The sequence below is a fragment of the Amycolatopsis sp. NPDC058340 genome, assembly GCF_042723975.1.
In the GTDB taxonomy this organism is placed as follows: Bacteria; Actinomycetota; Actinomycetes; order Mycobacteriales; family Pseudonocardiaceae; genus Amycolatopsis.
Genome location: NZ_JBHXIB010000003.1, coordinates 61,471 through 84,269 on the forward strand (window position 1 = coordinate 61,471; position 22,799 = coordinate 84,269).

23 protein-coding genes are annotated in these 22,799 nt (G+C 70.2%); 13 read left to right on the plus strand and 10 right to left on the minus strand.

Annotated elements, in window-relative coordinates:
- The first annotated feature begins 77 nt into the window (after nucleotides 1-77).
- Nucleotides 78-917, plus strand: a complete 840-nt coding sequence (locus ACFWIW_RS05370; protein ID WP_378367266.1) for a helix-turn-helix transcriptional regulator — start codon at nucleotides 78-80, stop codon at nucleotides 915-917.
- Nucleotides 918-979: 62 nt separating this feature from the next.
- Here the strand turns inward: ACFWIW_RS05370 and ACFWIW_RS05375 are convergent, their stop codons facing one another.
- Entirely contained in the window at nucleotides 980-2,104 is a 1,125-nt protein-coding gene (locus tag ACFWIW_RS05375; protein WP_378367267.1) for a S1 family peptidase, read from the minus strand.
- A 208-nt stretch (nucleotides 2,105-2,312) separates the two neighbouring features.
- Between ACFWIW_RS05375 and ACFWIW_RS05380 the strand changes: the two genes are divergently transcribed.
- The 6 genes from ACFWIW_RS05380 to ACFWIW_RS05405 all read left to right on the plus strand — a co-directional run bounded on the left by ACFWIW_RS05380 (nucleotide 2,313) and on the right by ACFWIW_RS05405 (nucleotide 8,448).
- Nucleotides 2,313-3,962, plus strand: a complete 1,650-nt coding sequence (locus ACFWIW_RS05380; protein WP_378367268.1) for a fatty acyl-AMP ligase — start codon at nucleotides 2,313-2,315, stop codon at nucleotides 3,960-3,962.
- A complete protein-coding gene (locus ACFWIW_RS05385) occupies nucleotides 3,955-4,218 on the plus strand; it encodes an acyl carrier protein (protein WP_378367269.1) in 264 nt (87 codons plus the stop codon). Before ACFWIW_RS05380 ends, ACFWIW_RS05385 begins: the two co-directional genes overlap by 8 nt.
- Before the next feature lie 5 nt (nucleotides 4,219-4,223).
- Complete coding sequence (locus ACFWIW_RS05390) at nucleotides 4,224-4,535, plus strand: hypothetical protein (protein ID WP_378367270.1); 312 nt, start codon at nucleotides 4,224-4,226, stop codon at nucleotides 4,533-4,535.
- Nucleotides 4,535-7,495 (plus strand): WXG100 family type VII secretion target, encoded by a 2,961-nt coding sequence (locus ACFWIW_RS05395; RefSeq protein WP_378367271.1) that lies wholly within the window; start codon nucleotides 4,535-4,537, stop codon nucleotides 7,493-7,495. Before ACFWIW_RS05390 ends, ACFWIW_RS05395 begins: the two co-directional genes overlap by 1 nt.
- Before the next feature lie 20 nt (nucleotides 7,496-7,515).
- Complete coding sequence (locus ACFWIW_RS05400; protein WP_378367272.1) at nucleotides 7,516-7,917, plus strand: hypothetical protein; 402 nt, start codon at nucleotides 7,516-7,518, stop codon at nucleotides 7,915-7,917.
- Between the two features lie 87 nt (nucleotides 7,918-8,004).
- Nucleotides 8,005-8,448: an SRPBCC family protein gene (locus tag ACFWIW_RS05405; protein ID WP_378367273.1), complete on the plus strand. Its 444-nt coding sequence runs from the start codon at nucleotides 8,005-8,007 to the stop codon at nucleotides 8,446-8,448.
- Here ACFWIW_RS05405 and ACFWIW_RS05410 read toward each other — a convergent pair.
- The 4 genes from ACFWIW_RS05410 to ACFWIW_RS05425 all read right to left on the minus strand — a co-directional run bounded on the left by ACFWIW_RS05410 (nucleotide 8,445) and on the right by ACFWIW_RS05425 (nucleotide 13,337).
- Nucleotides 8,445-9,503, minus strand: a complete 1,059-nt coding sequence (locus ACFWIW_RS05410) for an NAD-dependent epimerase/dehydratase family protein (RefSeq protein WP_378367274.1) — start codon at nucleotides 9,501-9,503, stop codon at nucleotides 8,445-8,447. The two genes, ACFWIW_RS05405 and ACFWIW_RS05410, sit on opposite strands and share 4 nt — an antisense overlap.
- Nucleotides 9,504-9,514: 11 nt before the next feature.
- Nucleotides 9,515-11,098, minus strand: coding sequence for a phytoene desaturase family protein (locus tag ACFWIW_RS05415; protein WP_378367275.1), 1,584 nt, complete (start codon nucleotides 11,096-11,098; stop codon nucleotides 9,515-9,517).
- 137 nt (nucleotides 11,099-11,235) lie between these two features.
- Nucleotides 11,236-12,297: a hypothetical protein gene (locus ACFWIW_RS05420; protein WP_378367276.1), complete on the minus strand. Its 1,062-nt coding sequence runs from the start codon at nucleotides 12,295-12,297 to the stop codon at nucleotides 11,236-11,238.
- An 83-nt stretch (nucleotides 12,298-12,380) separates the two neighbouring features.
- Complete coding sequence (locus ACFWIW_RS05425) at nucleotides 12,381-13,337, minus strand: zinc-binding dehydrogenase (RefSeq protein WP_378367277.1); 957 nt, start codon at nucleotides 13,335-13,337, stop codon at nucleotides 12,381-12,383.
- Nucleotides 13,338-13,415: 78 nt separating this feature from the next.
- Between ACFWIW_RS05425 and ACFWIW_RS05430 the strand changes: the two genes are divergently transcribed.
- Nucleotides 13,416-14,042 (plus strand): TetR/AcrR family transcriptional regulator, encoded by a 627-nt coding sequence (locus tag ACFWIW_RS05430; protein ID WP_378367278.1) that lies wholly within the window; start codon nucleotides 13,416-13,418, stop codon nucleotides 14,040-14,042.
- Nucleotide 14,043: 1 nt separating this feature from the next.
- On the opposite strand, the gene ACFWIW_RS05435 is transcribed toward ACFWIW_RS05430, so the two are convergent.
- Nucleotides 14,044-14,685, minus strand: coding sequence for a TetR/AcrR family transcriptional regulator (locus ACFWIW_RS05435; RefSeq protein WP_378367279.1), 642 nt, complete (start codon nucleotides 14,683-14,685; stop codon nucleotides 14,044-14,046).
- A 62-nt stretch (nucleotides 14,686-14,747) separates the two neighbouring features.
- On the opposite strand from ACFWIW_RS05435, the gene ACFWIW_RS05440 reads away from it, so the two are divergent.
- Both ACFWIW_RS05440 and ACFWIW_RS05445 read left to right on the plus strand, forming a co-directional pair.
- Entirely contained in the window at nucleotides 14,748-15,107 is a 360-nt protein-coding gene (locus ACFWIW_RS05440) for a nitroreductase/quinone reductase family protein (protein WP_378367280.1), read from the plus strand.
- Between the two features lie 92 nt (nucleotides 15,108-15,199).
- The gene (locus ACFWIW_RS05445; protein WP_378367281.1) at nucleotides 15,200-16,354 is read left to right on the plus strand and encodes a serine hydrolase domain-containing protein; all 1,155 of its coding nucleotides are present in this window, start codon (nucleotides 15,200-15,202) and stop codon (nucleotides 16,352-16,354) included.
- Between the two features lie 44 nt (nucleotides 16,355-16,398).
- On the opposite strand, the gene ACFWIW_RS05450 is transcribed toward ACFWIW_RS05445, so the two are convergent.
- On the minus strand, nucleotides 16,399-17,313 hold the full coding sequence (locus tag ACFWIW_RS05450; RefSeq protein ID WP_378367282.1) for a LysR family transcriptional regulator: 915 nt from the start codon (nucleotides 17,311-17,313) through the stop codon (nucleotides 16,399-16,401).
- Nucleotides 17,314-17,385: 72 nt separating this feature from the next.
- On the opposite strand from ACFWIW_RS05450, the gene ACFWIW_RS05455 reads away from it, so the two are divergent.
- Nucleotides 17,386-18,351: a DMT family transporter gene (locus tag ACFWIW_RS05455; protein WP_378367283.1), complete on the plus strand. Its 966-nt coding sequence runs from the start codon at nucleotides 17,386-17,388 to the stop codon at nucleotides 18,349-18,351.
- Here ACFWIW_RS05455 and ACFWIW_RS05460 read toward each other — a convergent pair.
- Nucleotides 18,265-18,726 carry a universal stress protein gene (locus ACFWIW_RS05460; protein ID WP_378367284.1) on the minus strand — a complete coding sequence of 154 codons (462 nt, stop codon included), beginning with the start codon at nucleotides 18,724-18,726 and terminating at the stop codon, nucleotides 18,265-18,267. The two genes, ACFWIW_RS05455 and ACFWIW_RS05460, sit on opposite strands and share 87 nt — an antisense overlap.
- Nucleotides 18,723-20,273: an MDR family MFS transporter gene (locus ACFWIW_RS05465; protein ID WP_378367285.1), complete on the minus strand. Its 1,551-nt coding sequence runs from the start codon at nucleotides 20,271-20,273 to the stop codon at nucleotides 18,723-18,725. The genes ACFWIW_RS05460 and ACFWIW_RS05465 overlap by 4 nt, the downstream gene beginning before the upstream one ends.
- An 81-nt stretch (nucleotides 20,274-20,354) precedes the next feature.
- Between ACFWIW_RS05465 and ACFWIW_RS05470 the strand changes: the two genes are divergently transcribed.
- Complete coding sequence (locus tag ACFWIW_RS05470; protein ID WP_378367286.1) at nucleotides 20,355-20,936, plus strand: TetR/AcrR family transcriptional regulator; 582 nt, start codon at nucleotides 20,355-20,357, stop codon at nucleotides 20,934-20,936.
- Here ACFWIW_RS05470 and ACFWIW_RS05475 read toward each other — a convergent pair.
- Nucleotides 20,924-21,814 carry a LysR family transcriptional regulator gene (locus ACFWIW_RS05475; RefSeq protein WP_378367287.1) on the minus strand — a complete coding sequence of 297 codons (891 nt, stop codon included), beginning with the start codon at nucleotides 21,812-21,814 and terminating at the stop codon, nucleotides 20,924-20,926. The two genes, ACFWIW_RS05470 and ACFWIW_RS05475, sit on opposite strands and share 13 nt — an antisense overlap.
- 101 nt (nucleotides 21,815-21,915) lie before the next feature.
- On the opposite strand from ACFWIW_RS05475, the gene ACFWIW_RS05480 reads away from it, so the two are divergent.
- Nucleotides 21,916-22,791, plus strand: coding sequence for an NAD(P)H-binding protein (locus ACFWIW_RS05480; RefSeq protein WP_378367288.1), 876 nt, complete (start codon nucleotides 21,916-21,918; stop codon nucleotides 22,789-22,791).
- The last annotated feature ends 8 nt before the right edge of the window (nucleotides 22,792-22,799 follow it).

Consider the following 22,799-nt stretch of genomic DNA (forward strand, 5'->3'; position numbering starts at 1 on the left):
CTGCGACCGCCACGAGCGGGGGATAAGGGAGAACATTTCCTGGGAACACGGGTCCCACCCTGGCTGTTGGACCGGGCATGACGATCTCCACCGTGGACACGACACAGGAGCTGGCCGCGTTCCTGCGGGCCCGGCGTGAACGCCTGGACCCGGAGGAATTCGGCCTGCCGTCGCGCCGCCGGTCCCGGCGGACTCCGGGGCTGCGCCGCGAAGAGGTCGCCGAACTGGCGGCGGTCAGCGTCGACTACATCGTGCGGCTGGAACAGGCCCGTGGGCTGCGGCCGTCGGCGGACGTCGTGGAGGCGCTGGCCAGGGCGCTGCGCTTGGCGCCCGACGAACGCGCCTACCTCTTCGACCTGGCCAGGCAGCGTCCCCGCAACGCCGACAAACTCGCCACCACCGCGGCGCCGCCGCTGGCCAGGCTGGTCGCGGATCTTTCGCCGCTGCCCGCCATGCTGATGAACCACCGCTACGACATCCTGGCCTGGAACGACGAAATGGCGGGACTGCTGGTGGATTTCGGCACCCTGCCGCCGTCGCAGCGCAATTCGATGTGGTTGTGCCTCAAGCACCCCGAGATCCGCGAGTTCTACGCGGATCGTGAACGTGTCGTCCGGGAGGGGATCGCTCATCTGCGCGCCGCCTGGGCGGTGCATCCGGACGATCAGGCCCTGACCGAGCTGATCGCCGAATTCACCGAAGACGAGGAATTCGCGCGGCTGTGGGCGCAACGCGACGTCAAGGTCAACGGCCGTGGGCGCAAGGTGATGCGGCATCCCGAGGCCGGTGTGGTCGAACTGGATTACGAGGTGCTCACCCCGCTCGAGGATCAGGACCAGCGCCTGGTGATCTACCGCGCCGGGACCGAAGAAAGCCGCGTGGCGCTGGACCGGTTGTTCGCCGCCAGGCGACAGTAGGCGGTTCCCGGACGTCGTGAGTGGCGATCCGCGGGGAACGAATCGCCACTCACGGATCGCCGTCAGGCGGTGACGAGGGACAGGCCGTAGTTCTGCAGGATCTCGTTCACCGGCTGGAACCAGGTCTCGCCGCCGGAACCGCAGTTGCCCCAGCCACCGGAGGTGACGCCCTGCGCCTGGTCACCGGTGATGAAGGAGCCACCGGAGTCACCGGGTTCGGCGCAGACGTTCGTGCGGGTCATCTGGTGGACGGCGCCCTGCGAGTAGTTGACCGTCTCGTTGTGCCCCAGCACGGTGCCGCAGTGCCAGTGTGTCGTCGAACCGGACCGGCACACCGAGGTGCCGACCGGAGCGACCCACGAGCCGCGGACGAGCGCGTCGCTCACGGTGCCCCAGCCGAGGACGACGGGCGCGGTCCACCAGCCGTTGCCGATCCGGATGAACGCGTAATCGTTGCCGGGGAAGGAAGAACCGGCGAAGCTGCCCATCGCCGAGCCGTCCCAGCCGACGACCGGGCTGCCGGTGCCGCCGCAGTGGCCGGCGCTGACGAATCCACCGTGGACGCTGAACCCGATCGAGCAGCGGGTGTTCCCGTTGATGTAGTACGGGTCGCCGCCGACGGTACCGGCCGCGAACGGTTCGGCCTTGGGCGCGGTGACCACCGTGACCGGACCGGATTTCCTTGCCCTGGCCACGAAGTCTTCGACGTCCGAACCGTGCGCGCCGGGTCGCACCGCGACCACGACGCTGCCGCTGCGCGGGTCGGCGCGCCAGCCGCTGACGGCGGCGGGGGCGGGCCGGGTCTTGGCCGACAAGTCGATTTCGGCCTTGGCCGCGTCGAGCCGGGCCGCAGTGATCGCGACCGCGGCGGGTTCGGCACCGGCCTCCCGGACGGCGGTCGCCGCCGCGGGGTCGGTCACCCCGACGACGAGCGCGCCGCGCGCCGGATCGAACCAGGCGCCGCCGAACGCCGCGCCCGCGGCCCGCTGCGCGGCGGGCAGCACCCGCGAGGCGGTCATTTCCTGGGTGAGCCGGGTCGAGGCCTGTGCGGCGGTGAGCCCCAGATCCCGCTGCATCGCGGCGAGCAATCCGGGGGAAGCCTGTGCGATCGGGGCGAGGGCGGCGGAAGTGAGACTCGCGGTCAGGACGGCGGCGCCGCCGAGTGCCAGGGCGATTCTTCGACGCATGGTTACTCCTCCAAGGCCGGGGGAAAGAAACACACTGCCCGCCGAGTGTGGGGCCGTGGCCAGGGAAAGAGCGAGGAATGTCCGGTCTTCTGTCCGGAATTCCCAAGAGCGAACGCCGGTCGATCGCGCCGGGTCATAGTCTACTTAGGACGGTGAATCGAATGGACCCTCCGCGCGCACTCGCGGCGGTTCCAGTACGTTGCGGGCTATGACCGCGTCGCCGGAGGATGTGCCGGAGCAGGTGCTGCGCACCTCGATCGTCGAGCGGCTGTTCGCTCGTGAGGCTGACCCTCGTCCGCTGTTCACGCACCAGGACCACAGCGCCGGCGTGGACAGCACGGTCACCTGGACGGAGTTCGTTTCCCGGGTGCGAGTGGTCGCGGGCGCGCTGCGATCGGTCACGCGGCCGGGTGATCGCGTCGCCGTGCTCACCGGCCAGGACCTGAACTACCCCTTGGCCTTCTTCGGCGCGCTCGCGGCAGGTCTGGTGGCCGTGCCGTTGATGGCACCGGCCAGTCCTTCGCAGCGTGGCAGGCTCGCCGGCGTGCTGGCGGATTGTGGCGCAAGGGTTTGGCTGACTTCTTCGGCCGCCGTCGCGAAGGTGCGTGAAGCCGGCGAGCCGGATCACCTGATCGTGGTCGACGATCTCTCCGGGCCAGGCATCGATCCGCTTCCCGTCGCGCCGGAAAGCCCCGCGTATCTGCAGTACACGTCCGGGTCGACCCGGGAGCCCGCCGGTGCCGTGATCCCGCACCGGGCGGTGGCCGCCGCCTGCTGGCAGGCGAGCCGGGCCTACGCCGTCGACGAGGGCACGACCTGCGCCGGATGGATCCCGTTCTTCCATGACATGGGCCTGATCCAGCTGTTGTGCCTGCCGGTCCACGCGGGCGCGCGATCGGTGTTCATGTCGCCCGCCGAATTCGTGCACCGCCCCGTGCGCTGGTTGCGTCAGCTCGCCGATCACCCGGCCGTGTTCACCGCCGCGCCGAACTTCGCGTTCGACCTTGCCGTCGAAGCCGCCGAAGAAGCAGGGGAGGATCTCGATCTGTCAGGCGTCCGGGTCGCGCTCAATGGCGCCGAGCCGGTCCAGCCGCGGACGGTCGAGCGCTTCCTGGAAGCCTTCGGTTCGCGCGGGTTCCGCGCCGAAGCACACCGCCCGTCTTATGGCCTGGCCGAGGCCACCGTGTACGTCGCGAGCGCGGGCGCCGAAGGGCCGCGGAGCGCGGTGTTCGACAGAGAAGCCCTGGCACAGGGCCATGCGATCGAGGTGCCGGACGGCCAGGAACTCGTCTCGGTCGGGCGTCCGCTCGGCCAGCGGGTCCGGATCGTCGGCGACGGCGTGGCACGGGCCGACGGTCTCGTCGGTGAGATCTGGATCCACGGGCCGAACGTCGCGTCGGGATACTGGGGCCGCGGTGACGCCGCCGCGTTCCGCGGCGAGCTCGACGGTGCCGGGGGTTGGCTGCGCACCGGAGACCTCGGCGTGTTCCACCGCGGCGATCTCTACATCACCGGCAGGCTCAAGGACCTCATCGTCATCGACGGCCGCAACTTCTACCCGCAGGACATCGAAGCCGTGGCGGGCGAGGCGCATCCGGCGATCCGCCGCGACCGCGTCGCCGCGTTCGGCGTCTCGGACGAAAGGGGCGAAGGGGCGATGTTGGTAGCCGAATGGGCAAAGAACGCCGACGCGGATGTCAAAGAAGTGACGAGAGTGGTATTGCGCGCCGTTTCACGGGAACATGATCTGACGTTGCGATCTGTACGTCTGGTTCCCTCCGGTGACCTTCCGCGCACTTCCAGTGGCAAGGTCGCGCGGGCCGCGGCGAGGGCGCGTTATAGTCGGCCCCGTGGGTGATCACCGCGCGGAGATCGTGAAGGTCGTCAGTGAGATTTTTCGGCTTGATCCCGCCGAAATCGAGTCCGACGCGCCGCTCGAAGAGCTGGGTATCGACTCCAAGGGACGGATAAAACTCCTGTCGGCGCTGGAGATCTACCACGACGTGAGGATTGATCTGGACCAGCTGGACCGGTTCACCGACATCGGGTCGGTGGCCGAGGTGCTCGAAGAAGCACTCGGCGGTAAAGCCGACGCATCCGACGAAAGGCGCTGAAAAGAATGAGCGGGGGCTTCACCGCGGCGACCGATGCGCTTTCATCGGCGTCGAAGAACATCGGAAAGCTGACGGAGCAGTTGCTCGAAGACAACCCGGATCTGTCGAGCACTCCGGTGAACGCGGCCGGTTTCGGTCAGGCGCACGGCGACCACGCGAAGAAGTACACCGACGGCGTGGCGGCGTTGTGGGCGTCGGTCCAGGGATACAGCACCACGCTCGGCTCGTTCGGTACGAACCTCGGCACCGCGGGCACCGCGTACGGCGCCAACGAGGACGAGCAGAGGAACAAGATCACCGAGACGGGGATGCGCTAGTGGCCACCAATACCACCTGGACCGACGTCAAGGCCGTCCTCGACGACCCGGCGGTCCCCGCCGAACAGAAGACCAAGCTCATCGGCTCGTGGATGCGGACGCATCCGGCGCCCCCGCCGTGGACGGCGGACCAGGAACCGGAGGAGATCAAGGAGAAGCGCAAGGAAGCCGAGAAATACGCGGCGTCCTACAACGCGCTTCCGTTCCTGCCCTACGACGACGACCTCGACAAGGTCTACAACAGCGCGAAGGGCGCGGGCGATCAGGCGAGCTTCAACCGGAAGGCGGAGACGAAGGCCGTCGACGAGGGCAACAAGAAACTCGACGCCACGAAGGAACCCACCGCCGAGGGCGCCGGGACCAAGACGTCGGACGAGATCTTCGACGCCGCCGCGCCCGCGCTCAAGGTCTTCGAAACCTTCGGCTCACTGCTCGCGAAGCTCCCGGAAGACTGCCGCGGCACCACCCGCGCGCTCGACTTCGAGAAGGACATCAAGAAGCCGTTCGACGAGCAGCGCGGCATCAGCTTCAAGAACTTCGTCGACGACGCCGCCCACTTCAAGACCGGCTCGAAGACCGTCCAGAAAACCATCGACGAGACCGGTTCCCAGCTGAACACGCTGTACGGGACGTGGACCGGCAAGGCCGCGGACGCCTCGTCGGACAACTACAACGAGAAGATCCTCCCCAAGGCCAAGAAACTGTCGGAGACGCTCAACCACGCGAGCGAAGCGACGCTGCACACCAGCGCGACGGTGTTCAAACTGTGCAAGGGCAAGGCCGACACGGTCATCGATCTCTACAAGGAGATCGTCGGCAAAGCGGACTTCCCGATGGCGCAGAAGGTCATCGCCATCGCCGCCGGTGAGAAGAGCGGCAAGGAGGACCTCGGCGCGATCGCGGGCTGGATGGACGTCAACTTCGGCTCCAACCTGGTCCAGCAGCTGAACAACGACGGCTGCTGCGACGACGACGAGTTCAAGAAGGCGGGCCAGGACCTCGCCAAGCAGTGGATCCAGCGGCAGTTCATCCCCGAGATGTGGACCATCATCTACGAGGGTTTCGTCAAGTCCTGCAAGGACACCAAGGATTTCGTCAACCAGGCCTACGACGAACTCGACAAGGTGATGGGCAAGGTCAAGAACGAGTTCGAAGGCGCGGGTGACAAGGGCGGCGCCGGTGGCGCGGGCGGTCCCGGTGGCACGGGCGGCGGACCTGGCGGCACGGGCGGCGGACCCGGTGGCCAGGGCCCGGACTTCACCGGTGGCCAGGGTGGTCCCGGCGGCGGGCCGGGCGGTGGCCCCGGCGGTTCGGGAACCGGTGGTCCCGGTGGCGGACCTGGCGGTGGTCCCGGTGGCGGGCCTGGTGGTTCTGGCCAGGGGCCGGACTTCACCGGCGGTCCTGGCGGTGGGCCGGGTGGTGGCCCCGAGGGCGGCACCGGTGGCGGTCCTGGTGGCGGCCCCGGATCGGGTGGTTCCGGCCCTGGTGGCGGCACCGGCCCGGCGGCGCAGAAACCCCCGCCCATCCCGGACGTGAACATTCCCGAGAGCGGCGGATCGCCGGGCGGCGGCATCGGTGGCGGGCCGGACGAAAAGAAGGATCAGACCTCGCCCTCGGGTTCGGTCCCGCCGCCGTCGAACGGCGACGAGCAGAAGGCCGCCGCCGAAGAGGCGAAGAAGCAGGCAGCGGCGGCCGCCGAAAACGCGAAGAAACAGGCTTCCGAGGCGCTCGGCAAACTGGGCGACGGTCCGACCGGCGGCGACCTCGGCGGTTCTGGCGGTTCCGGTCCGGGTGGCGGAGGCACCGGAGGTGGTCCCGGTGGCAGTGGCAACACCGACGCCGCGGCCGACGCCAAGGCCGCGGCCGAGAAGGCCACTGAAGAGGCGAAGAAACAGGCCTCCGACGCGCTGAACAAACTGGGCGACGCCCCCGGCGGCATGGGTGATGGCGATTCCAAGGACGCCGAGAAGGCCGCGGACGAGGCGAAGAAGAAGGCTTCGGACGCCTTGGACAAGCTCGGTGACGAGCTGCGCGGTGAAGGCGGCGACAAGCTGACCGGTGACAAACCCGGTGCGGACGGCGACAAGGCCGAAGACGGCGAACGCGAGACCCTCAAGGTCAAGCAGGGCGACAAGACCTTCGAGATGACCGAGCCGGACAAAGACGGCGAGATGGAGATCAAGGTCGGGGACGGTTCCGGGCCCGCCAAGGACTTCAAGCTCGACTGGACCGGCGAGGGTGACGAGTCGAAGCTGGGCTCCACTCCCGGTCCGGACGACGGGAAACCGGACAAGGACGGCGTCCACCGTCCGGGGCCGGACGGCAAGATCCACATCCAGGACGGCGATGTGAAGATCACCGCCGAGCGTCCCGACGGTCCGTCCGGGCCGACGGTCGTCACCGTCGACGACGGCACCGGCAAACCGACGACCTACACCCTGGGCGAGGACAAGCCCGCCACGGACAAGGCGGCGCATCCGGCGACTCCCGTCACCGGGACGGCGCAGCCCGACTCCAAACCGGCCTTCACCCCGCACCACGGTGGCGGCGGGACCGTCCCCGACGGGATCCGCGGCGGCGACATCGGCGGCGGTTTCGGCGGTGGCGGTGGTGCCTCGGCGCCGTCTGTGCCCTTCGAACCCGCGAGCCCCGTGGCCGGTCAGTCGCTGACCGAGGGCGTGCACACCGGCGGCGGGGCCCAGCAGCCGCAGCACGTGGCGGCGGCTGCCCCGTCCGCTCCGATGAGCGGCACGACCGGCCAGACGTTCGGCGGTGGCGCGATGCCCCCGATGGGTGGCATGGGGGCAGGCGGAGCGGGCGGCCAGGGCGGAGACCAGGAACGGACCAACCGCGCGTACCGGATCGAGGGCGAGGTGTTCGACCGGATCAACGAACCCACCGGCCGGATCACCGGTTCGTTGCTGGACGATGAGGATCAGTCGGTCACCCGCAAGCGGTGAGCCGGGGCAGGGGAGAACAGATGAGCGCCGAGGACACCGCCGCCATGAGGGCGACCCTGGACGGTCTCGTCCGCGAGCAGTCGGAGCGCCGGGCGCTGCGGGAGCAGCGGGCCGACGAGATCAAGGCCAGCTCGCAGGAGTTCATGACCAAACAGGTCCAGACCGCCCAGCGGTACGTCGAACACCGGCGGGAACTGGGGCAGCGCAAGACGAAATCCGGGTGGAGCACCGACCGGTCGCACGCGCAGCCGGGGAACACGTCGGCGTTCGAAGACGACTCCGTGGACATGGCGGCTCCTTTCGGCTCGGAGCCGCCAGCCGCCCCCAAAGGGCGGGACGTACCCCGGCGTGCTCCCCGCGCCCGCCCGGCACCGGCCGACGACGAGGACGACGCCTTCCTCAACAACCGTTGGCGTGACTGACCTCGCCCTGCTCAGGGGGTTTGCCGCTGCCGTCGCAGGGTATTCGCCTCGGGTGAGGTGAGGGCCGACGACAGGGCGGGATGGTTCATGGTCGACGTGAAGATGACGGTGGAAACGTCCCCCGAGCGCGTGTTCGAGGTGCTCGCGGACGGGTGGACCTACGCGGCCTGGGTGGTGGGCGCCTCCCATATCCGCGACGTGGACAAGGGCTGGCCCGCGCGGGGAACGCGGATCCATCACCGTGTCGGGTCCTGGCCCGTACTGCTCGACGACATCACGAAGGTGCACGTCGCCGACCCGCCACGGCTGCTCGAACTCGAGGCGCGGGCCTGGCCGTTCGGCACCGCCCGGATCCGGTTGGAACTGCGGGAAACCGAGCCCGGGACCACGGAGGTCCTGATGTCCGAGCACGCGATCCGAGGGCCGGGCCGGGTGCTGCCGGAGGCGGCCCAGGCGCTCGTCCTGGTACCGCGGAACCGGGAATCCCTTCGGCGTCTCGCGGATCTCGCGAAGGGGCGCGCGGCGGTCTAACCGGCGGACTGGTCCTGGTGGCTCGGCCGTCCGAGCCGGATCCGGCCCCGCGGCGGGTCGAGGGGACGGCTGTCGCCGCGGCGTCCGGCGCGGATGGCGGCGAGGAGGTCGCTGATCGTCGCCGCCGGGTCGTGCCGCGGTCGCCAGCCGAGTTCCTCCCGCGCGCGCCGAGTGTCCACAAGGGACGCGCGATCGGCCAGGCGCAACCAGGACGGGTGCAGTGGTTGCAGCCCCAGCCGCCAGCTCGGCCAGGCCAGCGCGGTCAGCAGTTTCAGCGGGACCGGAATCCTGAACCCGCCGGCCAGGCCGGCGAGGTCGCGGCTTTTCAGCACCGGTTCGCCGGCGAGGTTGAACGCCCCGGTCGCCCGGCGGTCGAGGATCGCCCGGATGGCCCGCGCCACATCGTCGGCGTGCACCACCTGCATCCGCAGTCCCGGCCACAAGGGCACCGGGAGCCAGTCGCCGCCGAACGGCAACGGCGGCGCCAGCGGGCTGAGCAGCCAGCCGGAGAACTCGGCCGCCGCGTCCGGCTGCACGACGCCGCACGGGCGGATCCGGGCCACCCCGATGTCCGGGTAGTGCCGGCAGAATTCGTCCAACTGGGTCTCGAAAGCCGCTTTTCCCGCGCTGTAGGCACTTTCGGCGAGCCCGCCGCAGGGCCATTCCTCGTCGACCTCGCGCCAGCGGGCGGCGGGGGTGTAGGCGGCGACCGAAGACGCGCACACGATGTGCTCCACTCCGGCGTCGGCGGCCGCGCGCAGGACGTTCGCGCTGCCCGCGACGTTGGTGCGGCGCATCGCCGGGTCGTCGGCGCGCGGGTGGATCGCCCAGGCGAGATGCACCACCGCGTCCGCGCCGTCGAAGATCCCGGTCAGTCGCGGCCAAGCGTCGTTCGCGCCGACGTCCTGCTGGACCCAGCTTGCCGGCGAATAGGGCGCGACGGTCGTATCGGGCCGGTGGCGCGCCACCCCGATCACCTCGTGGCCTTGTCCGCTCAGGGCCCGGAGCAAGGCGGTCCCGATGTTCCCGCTCGCGCCGGTGACGACGATCTTCATCCGCGGCGTCCTCATCGGTAGACGGCGCGGTGCGCGGCACGCACCGTCGCCCGGTAGACGGAACCGGCCCAGCCGTCCCTGGCGAGGGCGGCCCTGGCGGCGTTCGAGCCGGGCGCGCCGTGCACCGCCCCGCCGGGATGCGCCGACGCGGACGCCAGGAAGAGCCGGTCGATCGGGGTGTCGGCCCGGCCGAGCCCGGGAACGGGCCGGAAGAAGAGCTGTTGCTGGATCGCCGCGGTCCCGGCGTTGATCGAACCTTCCACCAGGCTGTGGTTTCCCTTCTGCAGCTGGGCGGGCCCGGCGATCGCGCGGCCGGCGATCAGGTCGCGGAAGCCGGGCGCGTGCCGCTCGATGACCTCTTCCATCCGGTCGGCGTGTCGCCGCAACCGGGAATCCGGCCAGGATCCGCCCCTCGGCACGTGGGTGTACGCCCAGGCCGATTCGGTTCCGGCGGGGGAGCGGGTCGGGTCGGCGGTGGTCATCTGCCCGAGCAACAGGAAGGGGTCACCGGGCACCCGCCCGCAGGCGAGGTCGTTGGCGATCCCGGCGAGACCGTCGAGGTCCGCTCCGATGTGGACGGTCCCCGCCTGCCCGACTTCGGCCGCGCTCCAAGGAATGGGTGAGGACAACGCCCAGTCCACCTTGATCGTGGCGTCGTCCCAGACGAACCGGTCCAGATCGGACACCAGCCGCGCGGGCAGGTGTCCGGCACCGACGAGATCCCGGTACAGCACCGGAGCGGGGACGTCGGCGAGTACGGCCCGGCGGGCCCGGACCCGCCGTCCGTCCGCGTCGCGGACACCCACCGCCCGGGCGCCCGACAGCGTCACCTCGGTGACCGGCCTGCCGCAGACGACCTCGCCGCCCTTGGCGGTCAGGCGGCTCACCAGCGCGTCGGTCAGGCGGCCCGCGCCGCCTTCCGGGACCGGGAACCCGACGTCCTGGCCGAGCATGGTCAGCAGCCAGCCGAAGACACCGCTCCCGGCCTGGTCCGGACCGAGGTCGGTGTGCATGGCGTTGCCCGCGAGCAGCAGCCGGGCGCCCGCACCGTCGAATTTCTCCTTGCCGAGCCCGCGGGCGGTCAGCGTCAGCATCCTCGCCAGCCGGAGCGATTCCGCGGCGCCGAGCGTTTTGACCAGCCGCGCTCCCGGCCGCACCGGCGGGAAAGGGCGGACGATCGCGTCCAGCAGCGGTTCGCGCAGACGCCGCCAGCTCGCGTGTTCGGCCCGCAGGTTGTCCGCGTCCCGTTCGTCGAACTCCGCGACGGACCGCGCGGTGCGTTCGAGGTCGCGGGACTGCATCACGTACCGGTCGTCGGGCAGTACATGCGCCAGCACCGCGGGGGCGTGCCGCCACCGCAGGCCGTGGTCCTCGAGGTTCAGCCCGGCGAGCACCGGTGACGCGGCTCCGAGCGGGTAGAAGGCGCTGTAGACGTCGTTCCGGAAACCCGGCGCGGTGAGCTCTTCGGTCCGGACCGCGCCACCGGGTTTCGGCGTCGCCTCGATGACCAGCGTCTCCCAGCCCGCGTCGGCCAGCAGGTTGGCCGCGACCAGGCCGTTCGGCCCCGACCCGACCACGACGGCGTCGACTTCCATGATCAGGGCATACCCCGGACGTGCGGGTTCAATCCCCGAAGGGCCAGCCAGGTCTCGTGCTGCTCCTCGGCCTCGGCCCAAAGGGCCGCCAGCTCGTCGGCGATGCGGCGCGCGATCGAGCTGCCGAACCGTCGTGATCACGAACGGAGCCAGGCGATCCCGCGATAAGCGGAGCTGTCCGCCGCGAACCCGTAGCCGGTGATGACGGTGCCGTTCGCGTTGATGTGCTGGGCCACGATCGCCGTGAGCCCGCGAGGCGACGGAAGCGGGTGCGGTGTCGCGTCCGCGTCCCAGCGGACCGGCCGCACCGTGCCCTTGCCGACGGATTCGCCGACGACCGTCCCCGCGTCGTCGATGTCGAAACAAGTGCTGGCGTCGTCCGATGGCAGGGGCCGGAGCACGGTGGGGCGTCCGTCGGGAGCCCAGCGCGCGCAGATGCCGCGCCGGTCCGGGGTCACTCCCCAGCCGATCGCGACGCCACGCCCGGTGATCCGGACGAGTTGTCCCGCGGAGAACTCCGGCTCACCGGTCAGCAGGACGGTGCCCCCATCGCGGTTCCACACCACCCCGTCGCCCAGGATGGCGCCGGAGTCGGTGATCCCGCACGCCGTCACGCGGCGGGGTGGAGGCAGTTTGCGGATCTTCCCCGAGGACGTCCAGTGCACCGCGGTCCGGGTGCCCGTGCCGTTCTTGGCCGACCCGACGACCTCGTCCAGGCCGTTCAGGTCGTGCCCCTGCGTCTCGCCGTCGCCGGGAAGGGAGCCGAGTTCGACGGCCTCGCCGCCGGGGTCCCAGCGCACTGCCCGCCAGCGGTAGCCCGGCCACATCACGTTGCCCAGTACCGATCCGCGTTCGTTCACCCGGCAGGCCGTGCCGGAGACCGCGCCGTCGGGGAGTTCGAGCGCGTGCACTCCGCCGTCGGGCCGCCAGCACACCGGCTGGAGATACTCGCCGGCGCAGAGCGCGCCCGCGACGAGTCCCGCGGTGTTGACGCCGACCGCGCGGCCGCCGGAACAGCCGTCGAGGACCGGCAGGGGCGTGGGGGCACCGTCGCCGTCCCACCACACCGGCCGCGAACCCGACTCGCCCACGATCTTCCCCGCGTCGTTCACGCAATACGCGCCGGTGCCCTCGCCCTCGGAGAGCGGCCGCAGGTCGACCGCCCTGAAGCCGGTTCCCTCGGGCATCGGATCGGGCACGAGTGGGCAGCCTAGTGCGAGAGCGCACGCGATGGGGAAACTTGCACTGACCGGGTGACAGGGTGCTCCACAATGGACCTCGCCTACGGGGTCAGCACGATCCTGCCGAAGACCTCGCCGTCGTCCATCTTCCGGTGCGCCAGAACTGCTTTCTCCAGTGGCAGCAGCTCGTGCACCACGGAACGCAGTTCACCGCGCGCCGCCGCGGCGAACTGGTCCGCGCTCGCCGCCCGCCGATCCGGCTCGGGGATCGAGTCCGCGCTGAAGGCGGCGAACGACAGGGACTTCCGGAACGTCGCCATCAGCTTCGCGCCGAAGTCCGACGGCGGCATCCCCGCGACCACGCCGACGACGACCATGCGGCCGTTCGGGTTCAGCCGGTCGAAGAAGGACGGCATGTCCACACCGGACACGATGTCGATGACGACGTCGTACCCCGCCGGGCCGTCCCCCGCGCCGGAGCGGTCGAGGACATGGGTCGCGCCCAGTTCGCGCAGACGGTCGCCGCGTCCGGGCGAGGACGTCGTGACCGCCACGGCGCTCGCGCCACCCTGCGCCGCGAGCTGCACCGTCATGATCCCGATACTGCCCGCCGCCCCGCGCACCAGCACCGATTCGCCGGTCGCGAAATGGGCGTGGGCGAGCGCGAAACGGGCCACCATGCCGGAAGTCCCGAGCGCCACCGCGTCGGCGGCGGGCAGGTTCCCGGGGAGTGGCACGATCTTCCCGGCCGGGATGGCGACCTGTTCGACGTAGCCGCCGCCCTCGCCGGTGAACGCCCAGACACGCCGCCCCGCCCAGGCCGGATCGACACCGTCGCCGACCGAGGTGACGGTGCCCGCCACCTCGTTGCCGGGGATGAACCCTTCCTGGAAGCCGAAACCGGCGAGGGCGCCGCTCCGGATCACGGTGTCGACGCCGCCGACCCCGATCGCTTCCACGTCGATCAGCACTTCTCCCGCCGCGGGCGCGGGGGAGGGGAGGTCGATCACGGCGAGGCCCTCGGGGGCGCCGAACGTCCGGATCTCGACTGCGCGCATTTTCGTCTCCTGATCGTCGATCACTGCTTCGGCCGAAGTTAACGGACGCCCCCGTCCGTTTTGGCTAAAGTGAGAGTGGTGACCGATCGTTTGCCTCGGATGCCGCGCTCCGACGCCCTGGACAACCGCGAACGCATCCTCGAAGCGGCTCGCGCGCTGTTCGCCACCGAAGGGCTGAACGTGCCGCTGCGGGAGGTCGCGCGCCGCGCCGAAGTCGGCCCCGCCACGCTGTACCGCCATTTCCCGACCAAGGAGATCCTGGCGACGGAGGCGTTCGCCGAGCAGATGCGCATCTGCCACGTCGTCGTCGGCGACGGGCTCGCCGACCCGGATCCGTGGCGCGGGTTCTGTTCCGTGATCGAGAAGATCTGCGAGCTGCATTCGCGCGACCGCGGTTTCACGGCCGCTTTCGTCTCGGCCTTCCCGAAGGCGGTGGACTTCACCGCGGACCGCGACTACGCGCTCAAGGCGATCGCCGAACTGGCGGGCCGGGCGAAGGACGCCGGGAAACTGCGTCCCGACTTCGTCCTCGAAGACCTGATCCTCATGCTCATGGCCAACAACGGGATCCAGGCCGCTTCGGCGGCCGCGCAGGTCGCGGCGTCCCGGCGGTTCGCCGCACTCGTGATCCAGGCCTTCCGTGCCGTGCCGGAGCCGTCACCGTTGCCGCCGGTCGCCCGGCTGGCCCTCGTGCTGCCGGGGTGAGTCACTTCCGGCGGGCTTCGAGGCCGTCCAGGATGAGGTCGAGGCCGTAGTCGAATTCGCTCGTGTGGTCGTAGCCCGGTCGCCGGGCGTGGTCGGTGATCACCTCTGCCAGATAAGGGAATTCGCCCGGCGGAAGGTGCTCCAGAATGTCGTCCGCCACCTCCGCGACTTCCTCGCTCGCCGGAAGATTCGCCTCCTGCAACACGAAACCGCCGACGTAGCTGTCGATGAGCGAGACCGCGTGCACCGCCATCGGGAGTGTGAATCCCGCCCGCCGGAGCACGCCCAAGACGGCGTCGTGGTGGCGCAGCGTGGCCGGCCCCGGATTGCGGCGGGAGTCCACGAGACCGAGTGCCCAGCTGTGCCGCGACAGCACCGCGCGCGCGGAGGAAGCACGTACGCGGATCGCCTCACGCCAATCGCCGGATTCGTCGCCGGGCAGCTCGATCGCCGCGAACACCGCGTCGACGACACCGTCGAGGATCGCGTCCTTGTTCGGCACGTGGTGGTACAGCGACATGGCCTCCACACCGAGGTGCTGCGCGACGCGGCGCATGGTCATCGCTTCCACGCCGCCGCGGTCGGCGACTTCGATCGCGGCTTCCAGTACGCGTTCCCTGGTGAGTGATCGGCGAGGCGGCACGTTGACAACCTTACAGGCGTAAGCCAGCCTTACGCCTGTAAGGCTATCGAGAGGAGAGCACGATGCCGATGCCGAGATGGTGGGGACACGTCAACAAGCGGGTCTTCAACCCCCGCGCGATCGCGGCCGGGAAATACCCGGTGCTGATCCACGTCGGCCGCACTTCGGGAAAGACCCACCACACGCCGCTCGACGCGCATCCCGTCGACGGCGGCTACCTGTTCGTCCCGGTGTACGGCCCGGACGCGGACTGGGTGCGCAACATCTTGGCGGCAGGGGAGGCGCGGCTCCGGATCGACGGACGGGAAGTGGACCTCACCGGCCCCCGGATGGTCGGGGCGGACGAATTCCCCGACGGCGTCACCCGCCCGCCGAAATTCCTTCGCCTCAGCGTATTCCTCCGGATGGACCTGAAACCCTGAGAAGACCCTGTGCCCCGTTAGTACCGGGGAGGGAGGCAGCATCGTCCTCCAAGCCGATGCCCGGTGCGCCGCGGCTTCGTAGTTTTGCCGATATGAAACGAACTTCAGTGGTCATCGCCGTACTTTGCGCGGCAACGCTCGTTTCCCCGGCCGTCGCGTCCGCGGCGCCACCACTGCAGCGGACACTGCAGCGCGACGCCGACACGCTCGTGGCGAACGGTTCACCCGGCGTCCTCATGGAGGTGAGCACGGACAGGGGAAGCGTCAAGGTGCGCAGCGGCCACGGCGATCTGCGGACCAGGACGCCGATGCCGTGGAACGGCCACTTCCGGATCGCCAGTTTCAGCAAGACCTTCCTGTCCGCGACGATGCTCCAGCTCGTCGGCGAGGGACGGCTTTCCCTGGAGGACACCGTGGACCGGTGGCTGCCCGGGGTGGTGAGCGGCAACGGCAACGACGGCAAGGCCATCACCGTCCGGCAGCTGCTGCAGCACACCAGCGGCCTGCACGACTACATGGCGGAGCTCGATCTCTTCACCGAAAAGGGTTTCCTGCGTCATCGGTTCGACGAACTCAGCGCGTCCGAGGCGGTGAAACTGGCGGTCGGCAAGCCGCCGGAGTTCGCGCCTGGGACGAGCTGGGGTTACTCCAACACCAACTACGTGCTCGCCGGGCTGGTGACCGAGAAGGTGACCGGCCGGGACTGGCGGCAGGCGATCATCGACCGGATCGTCCGTCCGCTGGACCTGCGTGAGACCACCCTGCCCCATACGTCGCCGTTCATCCCGGCCCCGCACGCGCGGGGCTACGACCGGTTCGTCGTCGAGGGTTCGAATCCGCCCCTGCTCGGACGGCGGGTGGACGTGACGCTGATGAACCCGTCGATGGGCGGGGGAGCGGACGGCTCGATCAACAGCACCACCGAGGACGGCAACAAGTTCCTGCGGGCGCTGCTGGGCGGCAAGGTGCTCAAACCCGCGCTGCTGGCCGAGATGAAGAAGACCGTGCCCGCGGCGGGGCTCGGCGAGTACGGGCTCGGTCTCCAGAAAACGACCGGCTCTTGCGGCGCTTACTGGGGCCACGGCGGCGCGCTGCCCGGCTACCTGACGGGCAACGGCGTGACCGAGGACGGCAAGCGCAGCGTGATGGTCTCGCTGAACACCCTCACGCCGTACCTTCCCGGTGCCCCGCTGCCGGAGGTGCATCCGATCGAGCCGGTGATCGACCACGCCCTCTGCGGCCGCTGACCCACCTCGTGAGTGGCGAGGACGGTTCTAACCGTCCTCGCCACTCACGAGCCCCAAGATCTCGCGGCCTCCACCAGTGCCTCGACACATTCCGCGACGGCTGGCCGCGTTTCCCCTTGCGGCTGCACGGCGTAGAGCTGCCGGTGCAGGGCCGGTTCGAGCGGGGCGCACACCACGGTCGGCGGCGCGATCGTGGTGGCCATGCTCGGCACCAGGGTGACCGCGCCCAGCCCGGCGACCACGGCGAACTGCGTGCCGAAACCGCTGACGGTATGCCGCACGATCGGCTCGATCCCGCGTTCGCGCAGGGTCTGGCGGAGCCAGGCGTTCGCCAGGGTCGGGCGCGCCCACGCGACCCAGATCTCCTCCGCGAGCTCCTCGGCGCGCACCGAATCCGCCCCGGCCAGCGGATGCCCGGCCGGGAGCACGATCATCGCCGAGTCGTCGCGCAGTCCGGTCCAGCGGGTGGCGGGCGGCCGGGTGAGCGGCAGGTTCTCCCAGCTTTCGACGACCACGACGTCGAAGACACCGTCGGCCAGCGCGGGAAGAGCCACCTCGGGTTCGACCTCGTGCAACCGCGCCTCGATACCGGGGTGACGGACGGCGAGGCCGGTCAGGGCGGGCGTGATGAACGTGTGCACTCCCGAGGGGATCGCGCCGATCTCCACGACGCCCGTCGTCTCCCCGGTCAGGGAGTCCAGATCGGCGCGGGCGGCGCGGAGTTCGGCGAGTACCCGGTCCGAACGCTGCGCCAGCAGCAGCCCCGCCGGGGTGAGCCGCACGCCGCGCCCGTGCCGGACGAGCAGCCCGGTGCCCGCCTCCCGTTCCAGTTTGGTCAGCTGCTGGGAGATCGCCGACGGCGTCACGTGCAGCAGTTCGGCCGCCGCGGCGAGCGATCCCCGCCGCCACACCGCGTGCAGCATCCGCAGCCGTTCCACATTGGACAGATCGCCACTCATTAGCCGAGCTTAACCCTCGGGGTAAGAGGATCTCGCTGGTCCTCGCGGTCGTCGTGCGATCGAATCGAAGACATGCGGCACAACCGAATCCTCACCGATCCGCGGGTACAAGGAGTGCTCGGCGCCCTCGCGATCGCCCTGTCCGCCCCGCTCGTCGCGCTGTCCGGCGTCAGCTCGACGACGGCGACGTTCTTCCGTTGCCTGTTCGCGTTCCCGATCCTGGTGATCCTCGCGCGATCCCGTGAGCGAGGACGGCGTCCGGCTCCGGCCGAGCGACGCCGGCATGTGCTGGCCGGTGTCCTGCTCGGGATCGACATGGTGCTCTGGAGCGAGGCGATCCTTTCCGTCGGCGCGGGGGTCGCCACGGCGCTGGTGAACGTCCAGGTGGTCCTCGTCCCGCTGGCCGGTTTGCTGTGGTTCGGCGAACGGCCGCCGCGGGCGTTCTGGCTGTCCATCCCGGTGATGCTGGCGGGGACGGCGCTGGCCGGGGGACTGGCGGACGGCGGCACCGCGGGCAGCGATCCCTGGTACGGCACCGTCATGGCGGTGCTGGCGGGCGTGGCCTACGCCGGGTACCTGATCCTGTTGCGCCGCGCCGGAACCGACGGCGGCGGCCGCACGACGATGCTCGCCACCGCGACGGCGGCATCGGCGAGCGTGGGCGGCCTTTCGGGCCTGTTCGCCGGGAATCTCGACGTCACGCCGCCCGTTCCGGCGTTGGTGTGGCTGTTCGTGCTGGCCGTGACAGGGCAGGTGCTCGGCTGGCTCCTGATCGGGCGCGCGCTGTCCGCGCTGCCCGCGAGCGGCGGATCCGCGGTGCTGATGCTGCAACCCGCCGCCGCGATCCTGTTCGGGGCCGCACTGCTCGGCCAGTGGCCGACACCGTTGCAGCTGGCGGGTTGCGCGCTCGTCGTCGCCGCGGTGGGAGCGGTGTCGTTCCTCGGCCGGTCGTCAGGGAACGACCAGCACCGGCCAGTGCCCGGTCCTGATGAGCTTGGTGGCGACCGACCCCGCGAACCGGTGGCCGGCCTGCTGTGAGGCGCCGACCACGACGGTGTCGACCTGGCTGCGGTCGGCGGTGTCGCGGAGCGCGGTGTACGGATCGCCGAAGATCCTCAGGAAGCTGACCGGCACTTCCAGTTCTTCGGCCGCCGCGCGGATCTGCTCGCGGATCTCCTCGTAGAGCTGCACCGCCGTGTCGAGTTCCACCGTCGCCGCGACGGCGGGACCGAGCGCCGGACGGCAGACGAAGGCGACGATCAGCCTGCCGCCCTCGCGCCGGGCCATGCCGAAGGCGAAGGCGGCCGCCCGCATCGCCGTGTCGGAGCCGTCGACCCCGGCCAGGATGGCCCGCCCCGTGTGGTGCCGGGGCGGGCCGAAACGCTCCACAGTGGACTCGAAGGCCCCGTTCATCGCGCCACCGGGACTTCCGATTCCGTCTCCACGTCGAGCGTGGTGCGGAGGGTGAGCGGCTTGAGCAGCAGTGCCGCGATCACGCCCACGACGCCCACCGCCGCGGAGATCAGGAAGATGTGCGCGGTCGCGTCGCCGTACACGGTGTGCACGATCGTCTGGACCTCCGGCGGGAGCGCCTTGAGGTTCAGCGCGCTGACGCTGCCCGTCGACGCCTGGCCCGCCGGCACGTGCAGTGCGGTGGACAGATCGGCGGTGACCCGGTTCGCGAGCACCGCGCCCAGCACCGAGACGCCGATGGTGCCGCCGAGCGACCGGAAGAACGTGACCGACGCGCTCGCCGCGCCGAGATCCCGCAGCGGCACGGTGTTCTGCACGGCGAGCACGAGGTTCTGCATCGTCATACCGACCCCGATCCCGACCACCGCCATCGCGATGCCCACCAGCCACAGCGGTGAGGCGTGGTCGACGGTGCCCAGCCCGAGGAAGCCGATCACCAGGGTGATCGTGCCCGCCACGATGTACGGCTTCATCCGTCCGGTGCGGCTGATCAGGCGTCCGGACACGGTCGAGGAGACAAGCACGCCGCCCATCAGCGGAATGGTCAGCAGACCGGCTTCGGTGGGGGAGTAGCCGCGGCCGACCTGGAAGTACTGGCCGAGGAAGACCGCGCCGCCGAACATCGCCATCCCGACCGCGAGGCTCGCGACGATCGCCAGCGCCGGAGTGCGCTGGGTGATGATGTGCAGCGGGACGACGGGTTCGCGGACCTTCCGTTCCACCAGCACGGCGAGGACGAGGAGCACGACGCCGCCCGCCACCATGACGGCCGTCTGCCAGGACAGCCAGCCGAAGCCGTTGCCCACGAACGAGACCCAGATCAGCAGGACACTCACGCCCGCGGCGATGAGCCCGGCGCCGAGGTAGTCGACCTGGACGTTCTCCCGGCGCACGGTCTCCAGCTTCAGGGTCCGCTGCAGCACGATGAACGCCGCCACCGCGATCGGCACGCCGACGAAGAAGCACCAGCGCCAGCCGAGCCACGGCACGTCCACGATCAGGCCGCCGAGCAGCGGTCCGCCGACCGTGGCGACCGCCATGACCGCGCCGAGGTAGCCGTTGTACCGGCCGCGTTCACGCGGCGGAATGATCGCCGCGATCACGACCTGCACCAAGGCCTGCAGGCCGCCGACGCCGATGCCCTGGAACGCGCGGGCGGCGATCAGCTGTCCGGTGTTCTGGCTGAATCCGCTGATCGTCGACCCGATCACGAAGATGACGATCGCGATCTGCACCAGCGTCTTCTTGTTGAACAGATCGGCGAGCTTGCCCCAGATCGGCGTAGTGGCGGTCGCCGCCAGCAGGGTGGCGGTGACCACCCACGTGTACTGCGTCTGCGAGCCGTTCAGCGAGCCGATGATCAGCGGCAGGGCGGTCGACACGACCGTCGAGCTGATCATCGCCACGAGCAGCGCGAGCAGCAGACCGGACAGCGATTCGAGCACCTGGCGGTGTCCCATCGCTCCTGACGGAGCCTCGGTCTTCATGGCGTCCTTTCGAGCGGCGTTTGTTGCTCATTGTGCAAACTTGCACAGTGGGCACTTTATTCCCGTCGCTACGCTGTCCTGGTGGACACCCTCGACACGCTCCGGACCCGCAAGAAGGCGGCGACGCGGCAATCACTGCACGAGGCCGCGCTCCGGCTGGCGATGGAGCACGGTCTCGACGGTGTGACCGTCGAGGACATCGCCGACGCGGCGGGCGTGTCCCGGCGGACGTTTTCGAACTACTTCGCGAACAAAGAGGACGCGATCCTGCACGCCGACCGCGAGCGCACCGGGCTGCTGGTGTCACTGGTCGAAGGCAGGCCGCCCGGCGAAAAGCCCTGGCAGGCGTTGCGTGCGGCCTGCCGGGAGCTGTACCGGGCGCATCCCGTCCCCGACCGCGAATGGGTGGCGCAGCTCCGGCTGCTGCGGCGGCATCCGTCGCTGCTCGCGCGGCAGGCGGGCGATCAGTTCGCCCTCGAACGCGACCTGATCGCGGTCCTGCTCGCCAGGGGCCACGGCCTCGACCAGGAGCTGGCCAGGCTCACCGCGGCGACCTTCCTCGCCACACTGCGGACGGGGAACGTGCTGTGGCTGGAAGGCCCCGAGGAGCAGCCGCTGCCCGAGGTCGTCGACCGGTTGCTTGGCCGCGTTCAGCTGCGGTGACCGAGGGCGTACGCGGTCGTCACCACGGTGGTGGCCGCGCGGACGAAGGCGGCGACGGCCGGTGAGCGGGAATCCTGCGGCCACATCACGGCGAGGGTCGTGGGCTCCAGATCGTCGACGGGCAGATACGTGATGCCCGCCCGGCGGTAGCGATCCGCCACCGAGACCGGCAAGAAGCAGACGATGGCACCGAGTTCGACCAGTTTGAAGATCTGCGTCAGATCCGAGACGGGACCGTGGGGTGCCGCGGTGGCGGGCGGCCCGGCCGAAGGGCCCTGGACGGCGGGTGCGCCGTCGGGGAGGAGGCGGCCTTCGAGATCCGCCAGGGTCAGCCGCGACCGGGCCGCCAGCGGATCGTTCGCCGCCAGCGCCACGAGCCGGGGTTCGGTCAGCAACGGCTCGAAGTCGAGGCGGCGCGCGTCGAACGGAGACGGCACGAGCGCCACATCCGCCCGCCCGTCACGCAGTTGCGACGGTTGTTCGCCCCGGCCGCCGAGGATCAGTTCGATCGGCAGGGCGCCTTCTTCGGCTTCGTAGGCCTCGATGATCTTCGGCAGCAATCCGGCGTCGTGATCGGCCTTCAACGCCAGGCGCAGCCGAGGGTCTGGACGGCCCGCCTGCCGCGCCCGCCGTTCCGCCGCCGTGACCGCTTCGAGCGCGATCCTCGCGTCCCGCAAGAAGACCTCGCCCGCGCTCGTCAGCGTGACCTGGCGGGTGGTGCGTTCGAGCAACCGGACGTCCAGCCGTCGTTCGAGATCCCGGATCGCCCTGGACAGCGGCGGCTGCGCCATCGAAAGCCGCTCGGCGGCCCGGCCGAAATGCAGCTCCTCCGCGACCGCGACGAAGTACTTGAGCTGCCGCGTCTCCAGGTCACTCATATCGCCAGGGTATCAATGGCGACCGACGCGGTCCTTCAGCTCGACGGTCGTCGTGGCTTGACTGGGTGACGTCGGAAATCCCCTATCACCACGGAGTCTTCATGATCGTCGTCACCGCGCCGACCGGACAGATCGGCAGCCGGGTGCTCGCCACCCTTCTCGAAAGTGGCGAACCGATCCGCGTGATCGCCCGCGATCCCGCCCGCCTGCCCGGCCACGTCCGCGAGCGCGTCGAGGTCGTCAAGGGCTCGCACGGCGACGCCGCTGTCGTCGACGAAGCCTTCGCCGGCGCCGACACCGTTTTCTGGCTGGTCGCCGCGGATCGCCGCGCCGAAAGCCTCGAAACCGCCTTTCCGGACTTCACCCGGCCGGCTTGCGCGGCCATCGAGAAGCACGGCGTGTCGCGGGTGGTCGGCATCTCGGCGCTCGGCCGCGGCGTCGCGGAGAACACCGGATACCTCTCGGCCTCGCACGCCATGGACGATCTGATCGCGGGCACGGGCGTGGCCTACCGCGCGCTGACGATGCCAACGTTCATGGACAACATCCTGTGGCAGGCCGGATCGATCCGCGAGGACGGTGTCTTCTTCGGCCCGCTTTCCGGCGATCTCAAGGCGCCGACCTGCGCCACCCGCGACATCGCCGCCGTGGCGGCCGCGTGGCTGCTCGACCGGTCGTGGCAGGGTGTCGCCGATGTTCCGGTGCTGGGCCCGGAAGACCTGTCCCAGAACGATCTCGCGGAGATCATGGCCGACGTCCTCGGACGGCCGGTCCGCTATCAGCGGGTGTCCATGGACGCCTTCCGCGCGACGCAGCTCGAACACGGCTGGTCCGAGGCGATGGCCCAGGGCATGGTCGACATGATGGCCGCGAAGGAGGCGGGTATCGACAACGCCGAACCGCGGACCCCGGCGGCCACCACGCCGACCACGTTCCGTCAGTGGTGCGAGGAGGTGCTCAAGCCTCGTGAGTGCTGAGGACGGTT